This is a genomic window from Arthrobacter sp. Y3222053 (assembly GCF_059092805.1).
Map to the genome: position 1 here is coordinate 353,071 of NZ_JBNHIA010000001.1, position 15,900 is coordinate 368,970.

Sequence of the window (15,900 nt, forward strand, 5' to 3'; positions counted from 1 at the left end):
GAACCGGCTTACAACAGCTGTATGAGCGTGATCCGATTCATCCGCCGTTATCCGCTGGTGGCAGCCGTCGTGGCCGTCGGACTGGCCGTGCTGGGCCTGCTCGGCGCGGGCCTGGAGCCGGTTGCGGCCTGGACCGCGTCGCTGTTCGTGCTCGGCGTCGTCCTCTGGACCGCCGTCGGAATGGTCCGCGACATCCGCGCCGGGCACTACGGGCTGGACATCCTCGCCGTGGTGGCGATGGTGGCCACCGTGGCCGTGGGCGAGTACCTGGCGGCGCTGATCATCGTGCTGATGCTCTCCGGCGGCGAGGCGCTGGAGGACTACGCCGCCGGCCGGGCCCGCCGCGAACTCGATTCCCTGCTGGCCCGCGCCCCGCAGCACGCGCATCGGCTGCCCGGCGGCGATCCGGAGATGATCCCCGAGGAGGTGCCGGCCACCGCCGTCGTGCCCGGCGACGTGCTGCTGCTGCGCCCGGCCGAGGTGGTGCCGGTGGACGGGGAACTGCTCTCCGACGAGGCTGACTTCGACGAATCCTCGCTCACCGGCGAATCGCTGCCGGTGACCCGGCGGGCGGGCGAGCCGGTGATGAGCGGCTCGGTGAACGGCACCCGGGCGGTACTGCTGCGGGCCACGGCGACGACGGCGGACAGCCAGTACCAGCGCATCGTCGCCCTGGTGGCGGAGGCCGCGGAGTCGAAGGCGCCGGTGGTGCGCCTGGCGGACCGGTACGCGGTGCCGTTCACCGCGGTGTCGCTGCTGATCGCCGGCCTGGCGTGGGCGCTGAGCGGGGATCCGGTCCGCTTCGCCGAGGTGCTGGTGCTGGCCACCCCGTGCCCGCTGCTGATCGCCGCGCCCGTGGCGTTCCTGGGCGGCATGAGCCGCTCGGCGCGCGCCGGCATCATCGTCAAGGGCGGCGCCGTGCTGGAGCAGCTGGCCAAGGCACGCAGCGCCGCGTTCGACAAGACCGGCACCCTCACGCACGGGCAGCCGGAGCTGGTGGAGGTGCGGCCGCAGCCGGGCTTCTCCGGCGATGAAGTGCTGGGCCTGGCCGCGTCGGCCGAGCAGTACTCCTCACACGTGCTCGCCGCCGCCGTGCAGCAGGCCGCCAGGACCCACGGACTTGAACTGCAGCCGTCCACGGACGCGCAGGAGGTGGCAACCAACGGCGTCGAGGCCGTGCTGGAGGGCCGCGCGGTCCGGGTCGGCAAGGAACGCTTCGTCGCCGAAACCGCGCCGGACACCGTCCGCGCCCGGCTGGAGGCGGGGCAGATGGTGGTCTACGTGGGGGTGGACGGGCGGTTCGCCGGCACCCTGATCATGAGCGACTCGGTGCGCGAGAACGCGGCCGCCACCCTGCAGCGGCTGGCCGGGCTGGGTATCCGCCGCACCGTGATGCTCACCGGTGACGGCCAGGCCACCGCCGACGCCGTGGCCGGGCCGCTGGGCATCAGCGAGGTCCGCGCACAGCTGCTGCCCGAGGACAAGGTCCGCGCGGTCGCCGCGATGGAGCCGCGTCCGGTGATCATGGTCGGCGACGGCGTCAACGACGCCCCCGTGCTGGCGGCGGCCGACGTCGGCATCGCGATGGGCGCGCGCGGCTCCACCGCCGCCAGCGAGTCGGCCGACGTCGTGCTGGTGGCCGACGACATCGGCAAGGTGGCCGGGGCGGTGGAGATCGGCCGACGGACCATGCGCGTGGCGCTGAGCAGCATCTGGCTCGGCATCGCGCTGAGCCTGGGCCTGATGCTCATCGCCGCGTTCGGCTACATTCCGGCCATCGCCGGGGCACTGACCCAGGAGCTGGTGGACCTGGCCGCGATCCTCAACGCGCTGCGGGCGCTGAGCGGCGGGCGGAAGACCCGGGCGGTGCGGGCGGCACACGGCGTGAAGCACGCCCCCGCCGCGGCCTCCCGTGTACCGGGGGAAGCTGCCGCCTGAGCAATCTAGTCGTGTAACTCGAAGTGCGTTTCCGGCGCAGCGCCGTTCAGGGACTGCACCAGCTCGGCGGCGACGTCGCGCAGCTTCCGGTTCCGGTGGCTGGAGGCTGCCCGGAGGATCCTGAAGGCTTCGTCCTGCGAGCAGCGGCTCTGGCCCATGATGATCCCCACCGCCAGGTCGATGGTGGTGCGGGAGGACATGGCCGCCAGCAGGTCCTCGGACGTGGTCTCCATGTCCGCAATCCGAACAGCCAGCTGCACCGCCGCCGTCGCCTGGCGGGCAAACTCCTTGACGGCGTCCGCCTCCGGCTCGGAGAAGACATGGGGCTCGGTGCCGTAGATGTTCAGCCCGCTCTTCGTCTGCCCGGGCAGCGACATGGGCACGGCCAGCACCGCCCCTACGCCGTACTTGACCGCCGCCTCAAAGTACTCGGGCCACCGCTGATCCGAATGGAAGTCCGTGACCTCGGTGATCACCTCATCTTTAGCGGTCCGCAGGCAGGGCCCGTCGCCATAGGCATACTGCAGTTCGTCCGCCTGCTGCGCCAGCTCGGTGCTGCTGGCCAGCACCCGGGGACCCGAGCTGCGGATCAAGGTGACCGCGCAGTGGAACTCCTCTCCCGGGCGGGACAGCGCCGCGGCGGCCAGGGAGGTCAGCTCGTTCAGGAACCCTTCAAGGCCGGGGCTCTTCAAGACAATCCCGATCAGGGCCTCGGAAAGCTCCTGCGGGGTCGGCTGGTGCCTCATTATGCACAGTCCTAAGGATTCCCCGCGTCGGGAGATCCCTCCGGCGTCAGGCCACCCAATTGTTGGCTCTGTCCCCACAATACGGCAGCCGCACCGAATCACACCCGCCCGGCGTGAGGTAAAACTGCCCGGAGGCCGGCCGGGGCCGCTTGCGCCGCTATGGCTTTGCCCGCGCTCGGGGCGCAGGCTATTGAGGCGGGGATGTTGCGTGTGAGGCGGGGATGTTGCGTGCACGAGCCATCGGAGGATCGGATCCAGGGGTGAGACGTGGACAGAGCTGAAAGCCCGGCCGCATGATTTCGCCGATCGCCGCCACTTTTGTGGTGCTGGCCGTGGCCGTCGCAGGTTTCATGATCAGCCGGGTGCCGATCGTCGTCGTCGCGCTGTTCGTTCCGGTGGCGCTGTGGGCCACCGGGGTGCTGCCGCTCGACGAATCCCTGGCGGGTTTCAGCGACCCGATCGTGCTGTTCATAGCCTCGCTGTTCGTGCTCAGCGAAGCCCTGGACGCCACCGGGATCACCGCCTGGATCGGCCAGCAGCTGGAACGGCGGTCGTCCCTCAGCCGGACCGGCCTGCTCGTCACCATCATGGCCGTCGCCGCAGCGCTCTCCGCGGTGATCAGCATCAACGGCGCCGTCGCGGCGCTGCTGCCGGTCGTCGTCGTCGCCGCGGCGCGGGCCGGCGTTGTCCCGTCGCACATGCTCATTCCGCTGGCTTTTGCGGCCAGCGCTGGGTCGCTGCTGACCCTGACCGGGACGCCGGTGAACATCATCGTCTCCGAGCTCGCCGCCAGCTCGGGCGGCCGTGAGTTCGGGTACTTCGAGTTCGCGCTGGTCGGGCTTCCGCTGGTCGTCGTGACGACGCTCCTCGTCGTGGTGCTTGGCCGGCGGCTGCTGCCCGGACGCGCACCCGAGCGGCTGGCGGAGGCGGGCGCCGATCCGCGGGAACGGGTGCGGTCCTGGCGGGAGAGCTATACGGCCGACCTCGACACGGAACGGCTGTTCACGGGACAGGTGGGGGTTGTCGAGGTCCTCATCGCGCCCCGCTCGTCGCTGATCGGACGCATCGTCAGTCCCGGCATGACCACCCGGGACGAGGAGCTGGTGATCGTCGCGCTGCACCGCGGCGGCACCACCGCGCCGGGCCCCGACGCTCCCGCACCGCCTGGGGCCCTGACGCTGCGCGCCGGTGACTCGGTGCTGGTCCAGGGTCCTTGGGACGCGCTGCACCGCTACGCGCAGTCCCCCGACGTGATCGCCGTCGAACCCCCGCACACGCTCCAGCGCGGGGTGCCGCTGGGCCGCGGATGGCGGCGCTGCCTCGCGGTGCTGGCCGCCACGATCGGGCTGCTGGCCACCGGGCTCCTCCCGCCCGTGATTGTCGGGCTCCTGGCCGCGGTGGCCCTGGTGGTGCTGGGCGTGGTGACCGTGCCGCAGGGGTTCCGCGCCATTTCCTGGAACACGGTGGTCCTGATCGCGGCGCTGATCCCGCTCTCCTCCGCCTTTGTCTCCTCGGGCGCGGCGGACGCGATCGCCGGGCTGGTCCTGGACTCCACCGGCAGCGGTTCGCCTCATCTCGCCCTGCTGGTGATCTGCGTGCTCGCTCTGGTCCTCGGCCAGTTCATCTCCAACGTGGCCACCGTGCTCGTGATGGGGCCCGTCGCGGTAACCTTCGCCCGGACACTGGAGGTCAGCGTCCAGCCGTTCATGATGGCGCTCTGCGTCGTCGGCGCCGCTGCCTTCCTGACCCCCATCGCCACCCCGGCGAACCTCATGGTGATGCAGCCCGGCGGTTACCGCTTCGGGGACTACTGGCGGCTTGGCCTGCCGGTCGCCGTCGTGTTCCTCGCCGCGGCGGTGCTGTATGTGCCGCTCATCTGGCCGTTCTGAGCCCGGACGGCGCGGGCTGGGCTGGTTCCGTTGCAACTCTCGGCGGGCTGAGGCTGCCTGGGCCCGCCCTTAACGACTCCAACCCGCCTAGAGATGCCGCGAAGTGCGGCGCACTTCGGCCTCGCGGCACCCGTCGCGTTGTCCGCAAACCCCCTGTTCCTAGCCGTCCACGCCGCGCAGGAACCCGAGCAGCGCATCCGCCAGCGCGTCGGGCGCTTCCAGCGCCACATGGTGCCCGACGCCGTCGAGCAGCACCGAGGTGACGTCACCGTCGGTCACGTTCCCAAGCGTCGCCGCGGTGAAGGGCCCGCCGGAGCCGCCGACCGCGAGCACCGGGACCCGGAGCTTCGTCCGTTCGGCCAGGGCGCGCAGTTCCTCGCCTTCGCTGAGGATGGACCGGTAGATGCCGGCCGCGCCGCGCCAGCCGCCGGGCCGGGCGTAGCCGCGGGCGAACTCCGCGACGTCGGCCCCGCTCACCTCGCCGGGCACCGCGGTCATGGCGGGAAACGCCCAGCTGCCCAGCAGCTGTTCCTCCCGGCCCGTGAACAGCAGCTCCGGGATGCCCGGGGCGGCCAGGGCACCCAGATGCCACGACCCGCCGCGGGTCACGTCGGCGAAGGCTTCGAGACCGAAGCCGGGCAGGCCCATTTCGATGCCGGTGTAGCTGGCAAGGTCCTCCGGATGTGCGGCGGCCAGCCGGAACAGCGCGCCGCCGGCGATATCCTGGCCGACCAGGTGCACCGGGCCGACGTCGAGCCGGCGGATCAGCCGGTGCAGGTCCTCCGCGGCGACGGCGCTGCTGAAGTCCTCCTCCGCCGGCGCCGAGTCGCCGAAGCCGCGCAGGTCCGCTGCGTAGACGCGGTGCGTTGGGGCCAGCAGCGGAATGAGTCTGGAGAAGGCCCACCAGGATTCCGGAAAGCCGTGCACCAGCAGGATCGGCGTGCCGGCATATCCAGCGGAGACGTAGTGCAGGTCCGTGCCGTTAACAAACGCGGTGTGGTGTTCGACGGCGTCGAGCGTGGCGGCCGGTGGGTTCAGGGTCATGGTCGGCTCCTTGGTCCGGGAAGGGCCCCGGAATTGACAACCTTGCTGTCAGATTGCGCTTAGGCAACCGGGTTGTCAATGGGTGCCCGAAGCGGCTTAGGATCGGCGCATGGAACAGTCCCCCGGTACGCAGCTGGCCCGCCTGCTTCTCGCCGGATTCGACGCCATGGTCAACGAGGCCATGGCCGAGCTGGCCCGCCGCGGGCACCCCGGCGTCACCGCGTCGCTGGAGTTCGCCCTGCAGGCCGTTGACGAGGGTGCCGATTCGGCCGCAGAGCTGGGCCGCCGCCTCGGCATCTCCCGGCAGGGCGCCGCCAAGGCGATTGCCGCGCTCACTCAGCTGGGCTACCTGGACACGGCTCCGGATCCGGCGGATGCCCGGCGCAAACGGCTGCGCGTGACGGCGCGAGGATATGAAATGACCGCGATCGGCCGGGACGCGTTCGACGCCGCCCGCCGGCGCTGGGCGGAGAGCCTGGAACCGGGCCGGGCGGAGCAGGTGGAGGACGCCCTGCGGCGGCTGGCGCCCGACGGCACCTGACCTCCAGTAGATTGAGGCCATGACTGCTCCGGGGGCCGTACTGCAGATGACCGATTTGTCCGTGGGCTACGGCGGGGCCGCCGTCTGTGGGCCGATCACCGCCGCCGCCGGGCCCGGTGAGGTTCTGGGCGTGGTGGGTTTCAACGGTGCCGGTAAATCCACCGCCGCCCGCACCATTGCCGGCAAGCAAACGCCGCTGGCCGGCGACGTCCTGGTGCATGGCCTGCCGGTGGACGAGGACGGCATCCCGTTCCGCCGCCAGGTCGCCGCGCTCTTCGACGAGGACGCCTTCTTCCCCTCCCTGTCCATCCGCGAGCACCTTCAGCTGATCGCCCGTGGCCATTCCGTTCCGGATCCGGACGCCGCCGTCGACGCCGAACTGGACTTTTTCGCTCTGCAGGACCGGGCCGACGCCGTGCCCGCCGCCGTCTCCTCCGGTCAACGGCGCCGGCTGCTGTTGGCCTCGGCCCTGATCCGGCCCTCGTCGCTGCTGATCCTCGACGAACCCGAACAGCGCCTGGACCCGGTGATGCGGGAGCGGTTGGGCACCCGGATCCGCGGCTATGCCGACGACGGCGGCGCCGTCCTGCTGATCACCCACGATCCGGCGATGCTGGTCGCCACCGCCGAACGCTGCCTGCTCATCGCCGACGAGGTGCAGGAGATTTCCGCTGCCCGCGCCGCCGCGGAAATCGCCGGACGCTAACCGTGAGCCGCAGCGACACCGCCGCCAGTACCGCTACAGTTTCCGGCTTCAACCCGGTGCGGTACACCCGGCGCGCCTCGCGCGCCCAGTCCCGGGGGCGCAGGCGGTTCCGCGAGGTCCTGCTGGACGCCTATTCCGCCGCCCTGACCGCCGGCACCATCGGCGCCCTGGCCGCGGGCCTGGTGCTGGCCCTGCGTGAGCAGGTGGCCCGCGCCGTGGACATCGGGGCCGGCGGCCGAGCGCTGGTGGACGCACCTTGGCTGTCCCTGCCGGACGGCACGGCGACCACGGTCCTGCTGTTCGCGGCGCTGGCCGCGGTGATGGCCCTGGCCCGAAAGTTCGGGCCGGCGGCGGTCGGAGCGCCGGAGGGATACTGGTGGCTGAGCCTGCCGGTCGACCGGCGGCCCATGCTGGCCGGCCGCCTGCTCCGCCGCCTCCTGGCCGCCTGGGCCGCCGGTGCCGTGCTGTATCTGCCGTTCGGGTTCATCACCGACCTCGGCGCGACGCCGGCCGGACAGCTGCTCGGCGCCGCGGTCTTCGGCCTCGCCGCCGTCTGCGCGGTGCTGGCCGCAGGGCTGCGGCAGGTGGCACGACGGCGGAACGGCACCGGCCCCGCGGATCGCACGTCAGGCGCGCCCGATGAACCTCCTGGGGATGCCGATGAACATCTTGGAGGGACCGTGCCGGCCGGCGGGAAGCCTGCATCCGGCAGCAACGCTGCCCGGGCGCTGCCCGGTCTTATGGTCCTGGCCCTGTTGAGCCTGCTGCCCCGGCCCGCCGCCGCGGGAGAGATCTGGCCGGCCGCGGCGGCCCTGGCCGCCGCCGTCGGGCTCTGGGCCCTGCTGTGGCCCCGGCTCGGCAGGATACCGGGGCGGGAGCTGATCCGCGGCGGCGCGGTCTCCGGGCACGCCGGCGGCGCGGTATTCCTGATGGACGTCAACGAGATCGGGCGGGCGCTGGCTGCTGAAGACCGGATGACCACCTCGACCCGGGGCCGCCGCTGGTACGCAAAGCGTGCCCGCACTCCGTTCACGGCGCTGCTGCGCGCCGACGCCGTCGCGTTCCTGCGCACCCCCGGGATGTGGGGACGGCCGGTGCTGCTGCTGTTGCTGGGCCTGGCGCTGCTGTTGACCGGCGGAGCGCAGCCGGCCCCGCTGCAGCTGGCCGTCATCGCGGTGACGGTGTGTGCGTCCGTGCCCGCACTGGGCGCCTTGGCGCGGCGGACCGCAATCACCCCCGGACTGGATGCCCTGCTGCCGCTCTCGCCCGCCACGGTCCGGCTCAGTCGGCTGGTGCTCCCCGCCGTCGCGCTGGCGCTCTGGGCTGCGGTGTGCTGTGCCTTGCTGGTGCTGCTGGGAGCCGGCAGCCCGATGCTGATTGTCCTGGGCGTGCTGGCGGGTGTCGGGTTTGGCGCGTCGGCGGTGCGCGGGGCGTACCGGCCGCAGCCGGACTGGTCCGCCCCACCCATCGAGACGGCGTTCGGGCCGATGCCCTCGGCACAGACCGGGCCCATAATCCAGGGCCTGGACACCACGCTGGTCGCGCTGGTGCCGCTGCTGCTGGGCCTGTTTCTGGGCTCGGTGCCGCCGGTGCTGCTGCTGGCGCAGGCGGCGGTGTCCGGGGTCTGCGTGCTGATGGCGATGTATTCCGGCCCGAAGAAACGGTACGACGCCGGGGCGTGAGGTTCGCGATCGCGGGTTCGGGCTGCCCGGCCCGCTCAGCCAAGGCCAAATCCACCCGCCGGTACGTATCGTGGACAGTGCCGCAGCGCGGGCACGGCTGACGGCAAAGGCGAACGCACGAACCCCAGAAGGCGGCGCAGCATGGTGGATCTGGACCGAGCACGCGACGCCGGCCGCCCCTGGCCGGGAACCATCGAGGTGCGCGGTGCGCGGGTACACAACCTTCGCAATGTGGACGTGTCCGTGCCGCTCGGGCAGCTGGTGGCCGTGGCCGGCGTGTCCGGGTCCGGCAAGTCGTCCCTGGCCCTCGGGGTGCTCTATGCGGAGGGCTCGCGCCGGTACCTGGAGGCCCTCTCCACCTACACCCGGCGCCGGCTGACCCAGGCGGCCCGCCCCCAGGTGGACAGCGTGCAGCACGTTCCGGCCGCCCTGGCCCTGCGGCAACGGCCCCCGATGCCGGGGGTACGCAGCACCTTCGGCACCTCCACCGAACTGCTGAACAGCCTGCGGCTGATGTTCTCCCGTCTGGCCAGCCATCAGTGTCCGAACGGGCATCGTCTGGAGCCGACGATCGACGTCGCACTGGACCTGGACCTGACCTGCCCCGCCTGCGGTGCGGTGTTCCCGCCGCCCGGCGCCGAGTCGTTTGCCTTCAACAGTGAAGGTGCCTGCCCCACCTGTACCGGCACCGGCACGATCCGCGATGTGGAGGAATCCGCCCTCGTTCCCGATGACTCGTTGACCATTGACGACGGCGCGGTCGCCCCCTGGTCGCTGTTCGGACTGGCCGGCAACGCCCAGGCGGCCGGGGAAATGGGCGTGCGCACGGACGTTCCGTTCCGGGACCTGACCGCCACGGAGCGGGAGATCGTCTTCCACGGCCCACCGGAGAAACGGCGCATCCTGTATCCGGCGAAGAACGGCAAGCTGTTCGAGCTGAACATGACCTACCGCAACGCCCGCGACGCCGTCGAGGAGGCGCTGCGCAAGGCCTCCACCGAGAAGGGGCTGCGCCGGATCGACCGGTTCCTGAGCGTCCAGGTCTGCCCCGACTGCCGCGGCACCCGCCTAAGCGAACGCGCCCGCGCCTCGCTGCTGGACGGCCTCAGCCTCGCCCAGGCCACGGCGCTGAGCCTGGCCGACGTCACCGCCTGGGCGCGGACCATCCCGGCCGCCATGCCGCCAACGCTCACGGCGATGGCGGAAAGCATCGTGTCCCAGATGCTCGACGCCGCGGAGCAGCTGATCCGGCTCGGCCTCGGCTACCTCACCCTCGACCGGGCCTCCTCCACCCTGTCCACCGGCGAGCGCCAGCGCGTGCAGCTCTCCCGGGCGGTACGCAACCGCACTACCGGGGTGCTCTACGTGCTCGACGAGCCATCCATCGGCATGCACCCGTCGAACATTGACGGGCTCCTGTCCGTCGTCGGCGCCCTGCTCGAGGACGACAACTCCGTGGTCATCGTCGACCACGACGTCCAGCTGCTCCGCGCCGCGGACTGGCTGATCGAAATCGGCCCGGGCTCGGGCGCGCAGGGCGGCGAAATCATCACCTCCGCTCCCCTCGAGGAAGCGCTGCAGGCACCCGGTTCGCGGATCGCCGGGTTCATCGCCGGCTCCGAGAAAATCCTGGTCCGCACTCCCCCGGAGCCTGACAGGATGTTCGACGACGGCCGCATCCGGCTCGTCACCCGCCCCCTGCATACCGTTCAGGCCCTGGACGTGGAGATTCCGCGGGGCCGGCTCGTCGTCGTCACCGGGGTGTCAGGTTCGGGCAAGACCACGATGGTGCTGGAGAGCCTGGTGCCGGCGCTAACCGCGGCCATCGGCGGGACGCCGCTGCCCGGGCACGTCAACGAGCTGGCCGCCGACGGCGTGCACCGGGTCAGCGTGGTCGATGCCTCCCCGGTCGGGGCGAACGTACGCTCGACCGTGGCCACCTACAGCGGAGCCTTCGACGAGCTGCGCCGGGCCTACGCCGCCGTCCCGGAGGCCCGGCGGCGCAGGCTGAAGGCCGGGGACTTCTCCTACAACACCGGCTCGCTGCGCTGCCCCACCTGCGACGGGACCGGGCAGATCTCGCTGGACGTGCAGTTCCTGCCCGACGTCGACATCGTCTGCCCGGACTGCAACGGCAGCCGGTACGCGCCCGCGGCTGACGGAATCCGCCGGCCACCCAAGTCGGGAGCCGGCGGCAAGCGGGCGGGGGAGCGCACGACGACGGGCGGCGGGGCCGACGTCGACCGCGCCGGCGGGGACGGCACCGGCACCGATAGGGACGGCACGGCATCCGATGTGCAGGGTGAGGGTCTCACCCTGCCGGAGCTGCTGGCCCTCACGGTGGAGGATGCGGCCGAGGCCACCGCGGACCTGAAGAAGGTGTCCTCCCGGCTGCGGATGCTGGCCCAGCTGGGTCTGGGCTACCTCACCCTGGGCGAGGCGACGACGGCGCTCTCCGGCGGCGAGGCGCAGCGGCTGAAGCTTGCCTCGGACCTGGACCGCGACCAGCGCGGCACCGTGTTCGTCCTGGATGAGCCCTCGATCGGCCTGCATCCCCTGGACGTGCAGGTCCTGCTGAACGTGCTGCAGGGGCTGATCGACCGGGGCGGCACCGTGATCGCCATCGACCACGACCTGGACCTGATCTCCAATGCGGACTACCTGATCGATTTCGGCCCCGGGGGCGGCGCCGACGGCGGGCGCATCATTGCCGCCGGCACGCCTGCCGAAGTGGCGCGCAACCCGGAGAGCGTCACCGGCCGCTACCTCCGGCCGCTGGTCGACGCCGCCCGCCGGTAGGCCGGCCCCGGCCGTGGCCCACACGGGCCGAGGCGGTCTGGCGTTGCTGCGCGCCCAGACCCGCCGACCGGCCACGTTCTGGTTGTGGTCGGGGCCGTCGGGCCGCCCCGGCGTCGGCCGCTCGGCGCGCTGCAGGTTGCGCAGCAGTTCACTGCGGTTCTGCCCGTCAACCGAGTGCATCCACATCGGCGTGCCGGGAGCGCTGCGCCAGGATTCACTCAGCGGGCTGTTGTCGACCGTGTCGAAGCCGAGCTCGTCATAGAACCGGGTGACCAGTTCGACGGCTTCCGGAAAGTCACTCGATACGGTCAGCGCCTTGCGGTCCGCCGCACCGGCGGGCCGGGCTAGCCGGAACAGGCCGGGCAGCGCATCGCTGGGCACCCGGATCGGAGACCGCGCATGATGCTGGATGTGGGTGAAGGCCTTCGCCACCTTGGAGGCGGGCAGCTGCTCTTGCCGCAGTTCGTGCACGGTCTTCAGGCCGGATTCCACCTCGGGATAGCTGCCGTCGCGCCACGGCATGTAGTTGTTGGTGTCGAGCACGATCTTCCCGGCAAGCTCCTCGGCCGGCAGCCGGTCATCGGGTCGGTACGGAAACGCGACGACGGCGAAGTCGGCTGCCGCTGCGGCTGCCGCGGCCCATCCGGCACGCACCCGCGGACCCAGGTCGGCGATCAGCCCCTGAAGCCCCTCCTGGCTCCGTGAGTTCGCGATGAGGACGTCGTAGCCGGCTGCGGCCGCCGCACGGGCGATCGTGCTTCCGGCCTGCCCGGAACCGAGAATGCCGATGGTGGTCATGATGCTAGAACCGCCGCTCGGCCACGTTCACCCGGGTCGCGGCGTCGAGCGCCGCCCTGATGTCGCCCGCCGGCGTTGGTCCCGGATCCGATTCGGCTACCTTTTCGTCCGGCACATTCGGGTCCTCGAAGTAGATCCGCCCGTACACGGGCGTCTCGGGTTCGAACCGCCAGCTCTCGGCAAGCGGACCGGCGTCGACCGTGTCGAAGCCCAGCTTGTCGACGATCTCCGCCGCCTCGGTCTTGGCCCGGGCGTCGTCGCCGGCGATGGGCAGCGCGGTGCGGTCATCGGCGCCGGCGGGCCGGGCCAGGGCCGGGATGTGCGCGGCGATGATGTTGTTGAAGGCCTTCACATAGCGGGGCGTGCCCAGCCGGCGCTGCACCAGTTCGCTGGTGGTGACGGTGTTGTCCACCAGTTCGTCGATCCGCCCGTCCCGGAACGGGTAGTAGTTGCTGGTGTCCAGCACGAGCTTGTCGGCCAGCAGCCCCTCGGGCAGGTCCGGAACCGCCTTCAGCGGGATGGAGAGCACGACGGCGTCACCGCGCTCCGCAGCTTCCTCCACCGTGCCGGCCTGGGCCAGCGGGCCGAGCTCGGCCACCAGGTCCTGCAGGGTTTCCGGGCCGCGGGAGTTGGCGATGACCACGTTCATATCCGCGGCAACCGCCAGCCGGGCGACCGCCGAGCCGATGTTTCCACTTCCGATGATTCCCAGGGTTGGCATGCTGCGTCCTCTCGGTCGGATGCTTCGATGACTGCCGACGGCGTGTCCTGCGGCCGCCTGTCTCGGTCCCAACCGAGCGGCCCCGCGAGGAATTCCCCGAACCGGCCGGCGGCCTCCCAGCGGGAAGTAGCATGGCGCTGGGGGTGAGGGCACGATGCGCATGTGGTGGCGGAAGCGAAAGCCACGGCCGGAACGGCCGCTGCTGGTGGCCGTCCTGTCGATTCTGGCCGGTGTCGCAATCGGCGGCTGGGTAGTTTACGGCGCGCACACGGACGGGCGGCTGATCAGCCGAGGTGACGCCGTCGACGGCGCCGTGCTCACCGTCCGTGAGGAGTCCGTTGGCCGGCCGCGGGACGGGCTCCGGGAGACGATCGCCGAGGTGCGCTACACCGTGCCGGGCCCCTACGGCCCGTCGCCGCAGCGGCTGGAGCAGCTGGTGCGGACCGGCTGGCCGGTTCCACGCGATAACGCCCCCGCGGCCGAACCGGGCCAGACCGTGACCGTCTACTACGATCCCCACGACCCCTCGCAGGCCGTGGTGGACGGCTGGGAACGCCGGTATGGCAGCTGGTGGCTTGCCCTGGCGTTGCTCTGTGGCCTCGGCGGGGTGCTGGGCGTCCGCAAGGCGCGGCAGGAGGCCGCCGTCCGCCGTCGGGCCCGCCGCGTTCAGGCGTCCTGGTAGCCCGCGGGTTGCCTCGGTCCCATGCGCTCCGGCATGCGTCACGGCTAGTCTCGCCCCATGACCGGATTCCCTGAGCTGCTGCATCCTGTTCTGGACACCACCGATGTCCGCGGGCTGGCCGAGTTTTACCGCCGGCTCCTGGGGCTGCAGTACCGGCCCGGTGACGAGCCGGAGGCGGCGGACGACGACGTCGACTGGCTGGTCCTGACCGACGCGCAGGGCGGGCGCCGGCTGGCCTTCCAGCTGGTCGAACGGCTGGAACGGACCATCTGGCCCTCCCCCAGGGTGCCGATGCAGCTGCACCTCGATTTCACGGTCCCGGACCGGGCCGCCCTGGAGCACCATCATGCCCGGGCGTTGGAGCTGGGCGCGGAGCTTCGCCTGAACCGGACGGACGATCCGGACGAGCCGCTGTATGTCTACGCGGACCCGGCCGGCCATCCGTTCTGCATCTTTGTGGGCTGACCGCGGCGCGGGTCCCCGGGGCGGGCCAGACCCCCTACGGCGGTCGCCGGTCCACGCCGTCCGCTAGGCTGGCCCGATCCTGCGCCCCTACGAGATTCCCCGGAGGTTGGAGAAGCACATGACGTCAGCGATACGGACTGCTGCGCCGCTGTTTGGCATCGGGGTCGTCGCACTTCTGATTGCCCGGGTGACAGACCTGACGACGACGGAGACCGAGGCCATCTTCCTGCCGGCAGTCGTCCTCTGCGCGCTGATCGCCGGCCTGGCCGCCGGGGTTCGCCGGTGGCGGTTCCTGCCCTGGCCGGCATGGACGGCGGCGGCCGCCGCAGCCGCCGCGTATCTGCTGAACGACCGGTCGTGGCTGATCGCGGGGTTCTTTGCCTTTGCCGTCCTGCTCGTCTGGCACGAGCAGCAGCGGGAACGTCCGCGCCGGGAGGCTGCGGCGCGGGGCTAGCGGGTTCCCTCCGTCGTGGCCGGGAGCACCGGCATCACTGCCCGCTTCACAACGATCAGCAAGGTGGCGATGGGGCCCAGCAGCAGTGACACCAGGAACCAGATCCAGCGGGAACGGTTCTTCTGTTCAGCGAGACCGGCGTTGATCAGCGCGACCGTGAACCAAAATGTGCCCGTCGTTACATACTCATCCATCGCCCTACCCAACCACAGCCGGCCGAAATCCACGATCACGGCGTCAGCCGCCACGCCTGGCATCCCTCGGTGCCGGGCAGCCGGCGGCCGCCGGCGGGTTCGGGGCGTAGGCTGCTCCGATGCAGCAGGAACCGCCCGCCATCGACTACCGCCGCACCTCCCGGCGGCTGCCCTGGGACCGGCTGCCCGCACCGGTTCAGGAGACCCTCGCCGCCCACCTCGGCGGCCGGGTGGCGTCGGTGCAGCCCGCCGGCGGCGGCTTCACGCCCGGCTTCGCGGCCGTGCTGAGCGACGACGCCGGGGAGAGCGTGTTCGCGAAGGCCGCTCCGGCGTCGGACCCGTCCGTCTACCGCTCCTACCGGCGCGAGGCCGAGGTGACCGGCCTGATGCCGCCGGGGATGCCGGTGCCCGCGCTGCGGACGGCGGAGAGCCTGCCGGTCGACGGCGTGGAGTGGCAGCTGCTCGTCTACGAGGCGGTGGCCGGACGGATGCCCGGGCTGCCGTGGACGGAGGCCGACGTCGCCGCCGTCGAACGCGCGTGCCTGACGTCGGCCGCGCTGCTGGCGGAGTTTCCCCGCAGCGCGCGCGGGTCCGCGCTGGGCGAGGACATGGCCCTGATCCCGTCGCAGTTCCAGCCGGTGCTCGACGGCGCCGCCCCGCCCTGGTTCCTGCCCGGCATGGGCCGAGATGAGGCGCACCAACTGCAGCGGGCGCTGGAGCTGAGCCCCGAGGCGCTGTCCGGCGACGGCGTAATCCACGGCGACCTGCGCGGCGACAACATCCTGATCGATTCCGGGAACGCGCTGTTCTGCGACTGGAACTTCCTGGGCACCGGGGCGGCCTGGATCGACTGGGTCGGCCTGCTGCCGTACATCCGCCCGGACGGAATCGACGCCGACGCCTGGCTGCACCGGTCCGCGCTCACCCTGGACGTGCCGGCGGCGCATATCGATGCCTGGCTCGCCGCGCTGCTGAACTTCATGATCTATTGGGGCGGCCAGCCGGAGGACGACGCCAGCCCGCAGCTGCGCAGCCACGGCCGGTACACGGCCCGGCTGGCGTACGACTGGCTCGCCGCCCGGCGGGCGGCGAGCCCCGACAGCAGAAGCCGGTTGGCCTGACAACGGAGCCGCACTCCCGCCCTCCTCGTACCTTTATCCTTATGGGGGCCTGCGTGCCCCCATCACACAGCACCTGCCAGCCCAGCCGGGCCGGCTTGAAGGAGACTTATCCATGCCGTC

Annotated in this window: 14 protein-coding genes and 1 pseudogene; 10 read left to right on the forward strand and 5 right to left on the reverse strand. The window is 71.7% G+C overall.

The features are described 5' to 3' along the window. Positions 1 to 21 precede the first annotated feature (21 nt). Complete coding sequence (locus tag AC5RUW_RS01700) at positions 22 to 1,938, forward strand: heavy metal translocating P-type ATPase (protein WP_494159096.1); 1,917 nt, start codon at positions 22 to 24, stop codon at positions 1,936 to 1,938. A gap of 5 nt (positions 1,939 to 1,943) precedes the next feature. On the opposite strand, the gene AC5RUW_RS01705 is transcribed toward AC5RUW_RS01700, so the two are convergent. Next, positions 1,944 to 2,684 (reverse strand): ANTAR domain-containing protein, encoded by a 741-nt coding sequence (locus AC5RUW_RS01705; protein WP_494159097.1) that lies wholly within the window; start codon positions 2,682 to 2,684, stop codon positions 1,944 to 1,946. A gap of 293 nt (positions 2,685 to 2,977) precedes the next feature. Between AC5RUW_RS01705 and AC5RUW_RS01710 the strand changes: the two genes are divergently transcribed. Then, positions 2,978 to 4,573 (forward strand): SLC13 family permease, encoded by a 1,596-nt coding sequence (locus AC5RUW_RS01710; RefSeq protein ID WP_494159098.1) that lies wholly within the window; start codon positions 2,978 to 2,980, stop codon positions 4,571 to 4,573. Positions 4,574 to 4,732: 159 nt separating this feature from the next. Here the strand turns inward: AC5RUW_RS01710 and AC5RUW_RS01715 are convergent, their stop codons facing one another. Beyond that, entirely contained in the window at positions 4,733 to 5,617 is an 885-nt protein-coding gene (locus AC5RUW_RS01715) for an alpha/beta fold hydrolase (RefSeq protein WP_494159099.1), read from the reverse strand. Positions 5,618 to 5,726: 109 nt separating this feature from the next. Between AC5RUW_RS01715 and AC5RUW_RS01720 the strand changes: the two genes are divergently transcribed. The 4 genes from AC5RUW_RS01720 to AC5RUW_RS01735 all read left to right on the forward strand — a co-directional run bounded on the left by AC5RUW_RS01720 (position 5,727) and on the right by AC5RUW_RS01735 (position 11,345). Beyond that, positions 5,727 to 6,158, forward strand: a complete 432-nt coding sequence (locus AC5RUW_RS01720; RefSeq protein WP_494159100.1) for a MarR family winged helix-turn-helix transcriptional regulator — start codon at positions 5,727 to 5,729, stop codon at positions 6,156 to 6,158. Positions 6,159 to 6,177: 19 nt separating this feature from the next. Next, complete coding sequence (locus tag AC5RUW_RS01725) at positions 6,178 to 6,864, forward strand: ABC transporter ATP-binding protein (RefSeq protein ID WP_494159101.1); 687 nt, start codon at positions 6,178 to 6,180, stop codon at positions 6,862 to 6,864. Positions 6,865 to 6,866: 2 nt separating this feature from the next. Beyond that, on the forward strand, positions 6,867 to 8,546 hold the full coding sequence (locus AC5RUW_RS01730; RefSeq protein ID WP_494159102.1) for a DUF6297 family protein: 1,680 nt from the start codon (positions 6,867 to 6,869) through the stop codon (positions 8,544 to 8,546). A gap of 141 nt (positions 8,547 to 8,687) precedes the next feature. Next, on the forward strand, positions 8,688 to 11,345 hold the full coding sequence (locus AC5RUW_RS01735) for an excinuclease ABC subunit UvrA (RefSeq protein WP_494159103.1): 2,658 nt from the start codon (positions 8,688 to 8,690) through the stop codon (positions 11,343 to 11,345). Between the two features lie 534 nt (positions 11,346 to 11,879). On the opposite strand, the pseudogene AC5RUW_RS01740 reads toward AC5RUW_RS01735, so the two are convergent. Continuing rightward, positions 11,880 to 12,143 (reverse strand): annotated as a pseudogene (locus tag AC5RUW_RS01740) (NAD(P)-binding domain-containing protein); the annotation flags it as partial. 4 nt (positions 12,144 to 12,147) lie between these two features. Beyond that, positions 12,148 to 13,026 (reverse strand): NADPH-dependent F420 reductase, encoded by an 879-nt coding sequence (locus AC5RUW_RS01745; protein WP_494159104.1) that lies wholly within the window; start codon positions 13,024 to 13,026, stop codon positions 12,148 to 12,150. On the opposite strand from AC5RUW_RS01745, the gene AC5RUW_RS01750 reads away from it, so the two are divergent. The 3 genes from AC5RUW_RS01750 (at position 13,025) to AC5RUW_RS01760 (ending at position 14,465) form a co-directional block, all read left to right on the forward strand. Further along, positions 13,025 to 13,546 (forward strand): DUF3592 domain-containing protein, encoded by a 522-nt coding sequence (locus AC5RUW_RS01750; RefSeq protein WP_494159105.1) that lies wholly within the window; start codon positions 13,025 to 13,027, stop codon positions 13,544 to 13,546. The genes AC5RUW_RS01745 and AC5RUW_RS01750 overlap by 2 nt on opposite strands. Before the next feature lie 57 nt (positions 13,547 to 13,603). Beyond that, positions 13,604 to 14,011: a VOC family protein gene (locus AC5RUW_RS01755; RefSeq protein WP_494159106.1), complete on the forward strand. Its 408-nt coding sequence runs from the start codon at positions 13,604 to 13,606 to the stop codon at positions 14,009 to 14,011. A gap of 118 nt (positions 14,012 to 14,129) precedes the next feature. Beyond that, positions 14,130 to 14,465 (forward strand): hypothetical protein, encoded by a 336-nt coding sequence (locus tag AC5RUW_RS01760; RefSeq protein ID WP_494159107.1) that lies wholly within the window; start codon positions 14,130 to 14,132, stop codon positions 14,463 to 14,465. Here the strand turns inward: AC5RUW_RS01760 and AC5RUW_RS01765 are convergent. Further along, positions 14,462 to 14,713, reverse strand: a complete 252-nt coding sequence (locus tag AC5RUW_RS01765) for a hypothetical protein (RefSeq protein WP_494159108.1) — start codon at positions 14,711 to 14,713, stop codon at positions 14,462 to 14,464. The two genes, AC5RUW_RS01760 and AC5RUW_RS01765, sit on opposite strands and share 4 nt — an antisense overlap. A gap of 65 nt (positions 14,714 to 14,778) precedes the next feature. Here AC5RUW_RS01765 and AC5RUW_RS01770 point away from each other — a divergent pair, with 65 nt between their 5' ends. Further along, positions 14,779 to 15,780, forward strand: coding sequence for a phosphotransferase family protein (locus AC5RUW_RS01770; RefSeq protein WP_494159109.1), 1,002 nt, complete (start codon positions 14,779 to 14,781; stop codon positions 15,778 to 15,780). The last annotated feature ends 120 nt before the right edge of the window (positions 15,781 to 15,900 follow it).

What these genes read in the sequence shown, in the direction of transcription:
- AC5RUW_RS01700 (WP_494159096.1), top strand. Translation starts at nt 22, where the DNA reads ATGAGCGTGATCCGATTCATCCGCCGTTATCCGCTGGTGGCAGCCGTC.
- AC5RUW_RS01705 (WP_494159097.1), bottom strand. Translation starts at nt 2,684, where the DNA reads ATGAGGCACCAGCCGACCCCGCAGGAGCTTTCCGAGGCCCTGATCGGG.
- AC5RUW_RS01710 (WP_494159098.1), top strand. Translation starts at nt 2,978, where the DNA reads ATGATTTCGCCGATCGCCGCCACTTTTGTGGTGCTGGCCGTGGCCGTC.
- AC5RUW_RS01715 (WP_494159099.1), bottom strand. Translation starts at nt 5,617, where the DNA reads ATGACCCTGAACCCACCGGCCGCCACGCTCGACGCCGTCGAACACCAC.
- AC5RUW_RS01720 (WP_494159100.1), top strand. Translation starts at nt 5,727, where the DNA reads ATGGAACAGTCCCCCGGTACGCAGCTGGCCCGCCTGCTTCTCGCCGGA.
- AC5RUW_RS01725 (WP_494159101.1), top strand. Translation starts at nt 6,178, where the DNA reads ATGACTGCTCCGGGGGCCGTACTGCAGATGACCGATTTGTCCGTGGGC.
- AC5RUW_RS01735 (WP_494159103.1), top strand. Translation starts at nt 8,688, where the DNA reads ATGGTGGATCTGGACCGAGCACGCGACGCCGGCCGCCCCTGGCCGGGA.
- AC5RUW_RS01750 (WP_494159105.1), top strand. Translation starts at nt 13,025, where the DNA reads ATGTGGTGGCGGAAGCGAAAGCCACGGCCGGAACGGCCGCTGCTGGTG.
- AC5RUW_RS01745 (WP_494159104.1), bottom strand. Translation starts at nt 13,026, where the DNA reads ATGCGCATCGTGCCCTCACCCCCAGCGCCATGCTACTTCCCGCTGGGA.
- AC5RUW_RS01755 (WP_494159106.1), top strand. Translation starts at nt 13,604, where the DNA reads ATGACCGGATTCCCTGAGCTGCTGCATCCTGTTCTGGACACCACCGAT.
- AC5RUW_RS01760 (WP_494159107.1), top strand. Translation starts at nt 14,130, where the DNA reads ATGACGTCAGCGATACGGACTGCTGCGCCGCTGTTTGGCATCGGGGTC.
- AC5RUW_RS01770 (WP_494159109.1), top strand. Translation starts at nt 14,779, where the DNA reads ATGCAGCAGGAACCGCCCGCCATCGACTACCGCCGCACCTCCCGGCGG.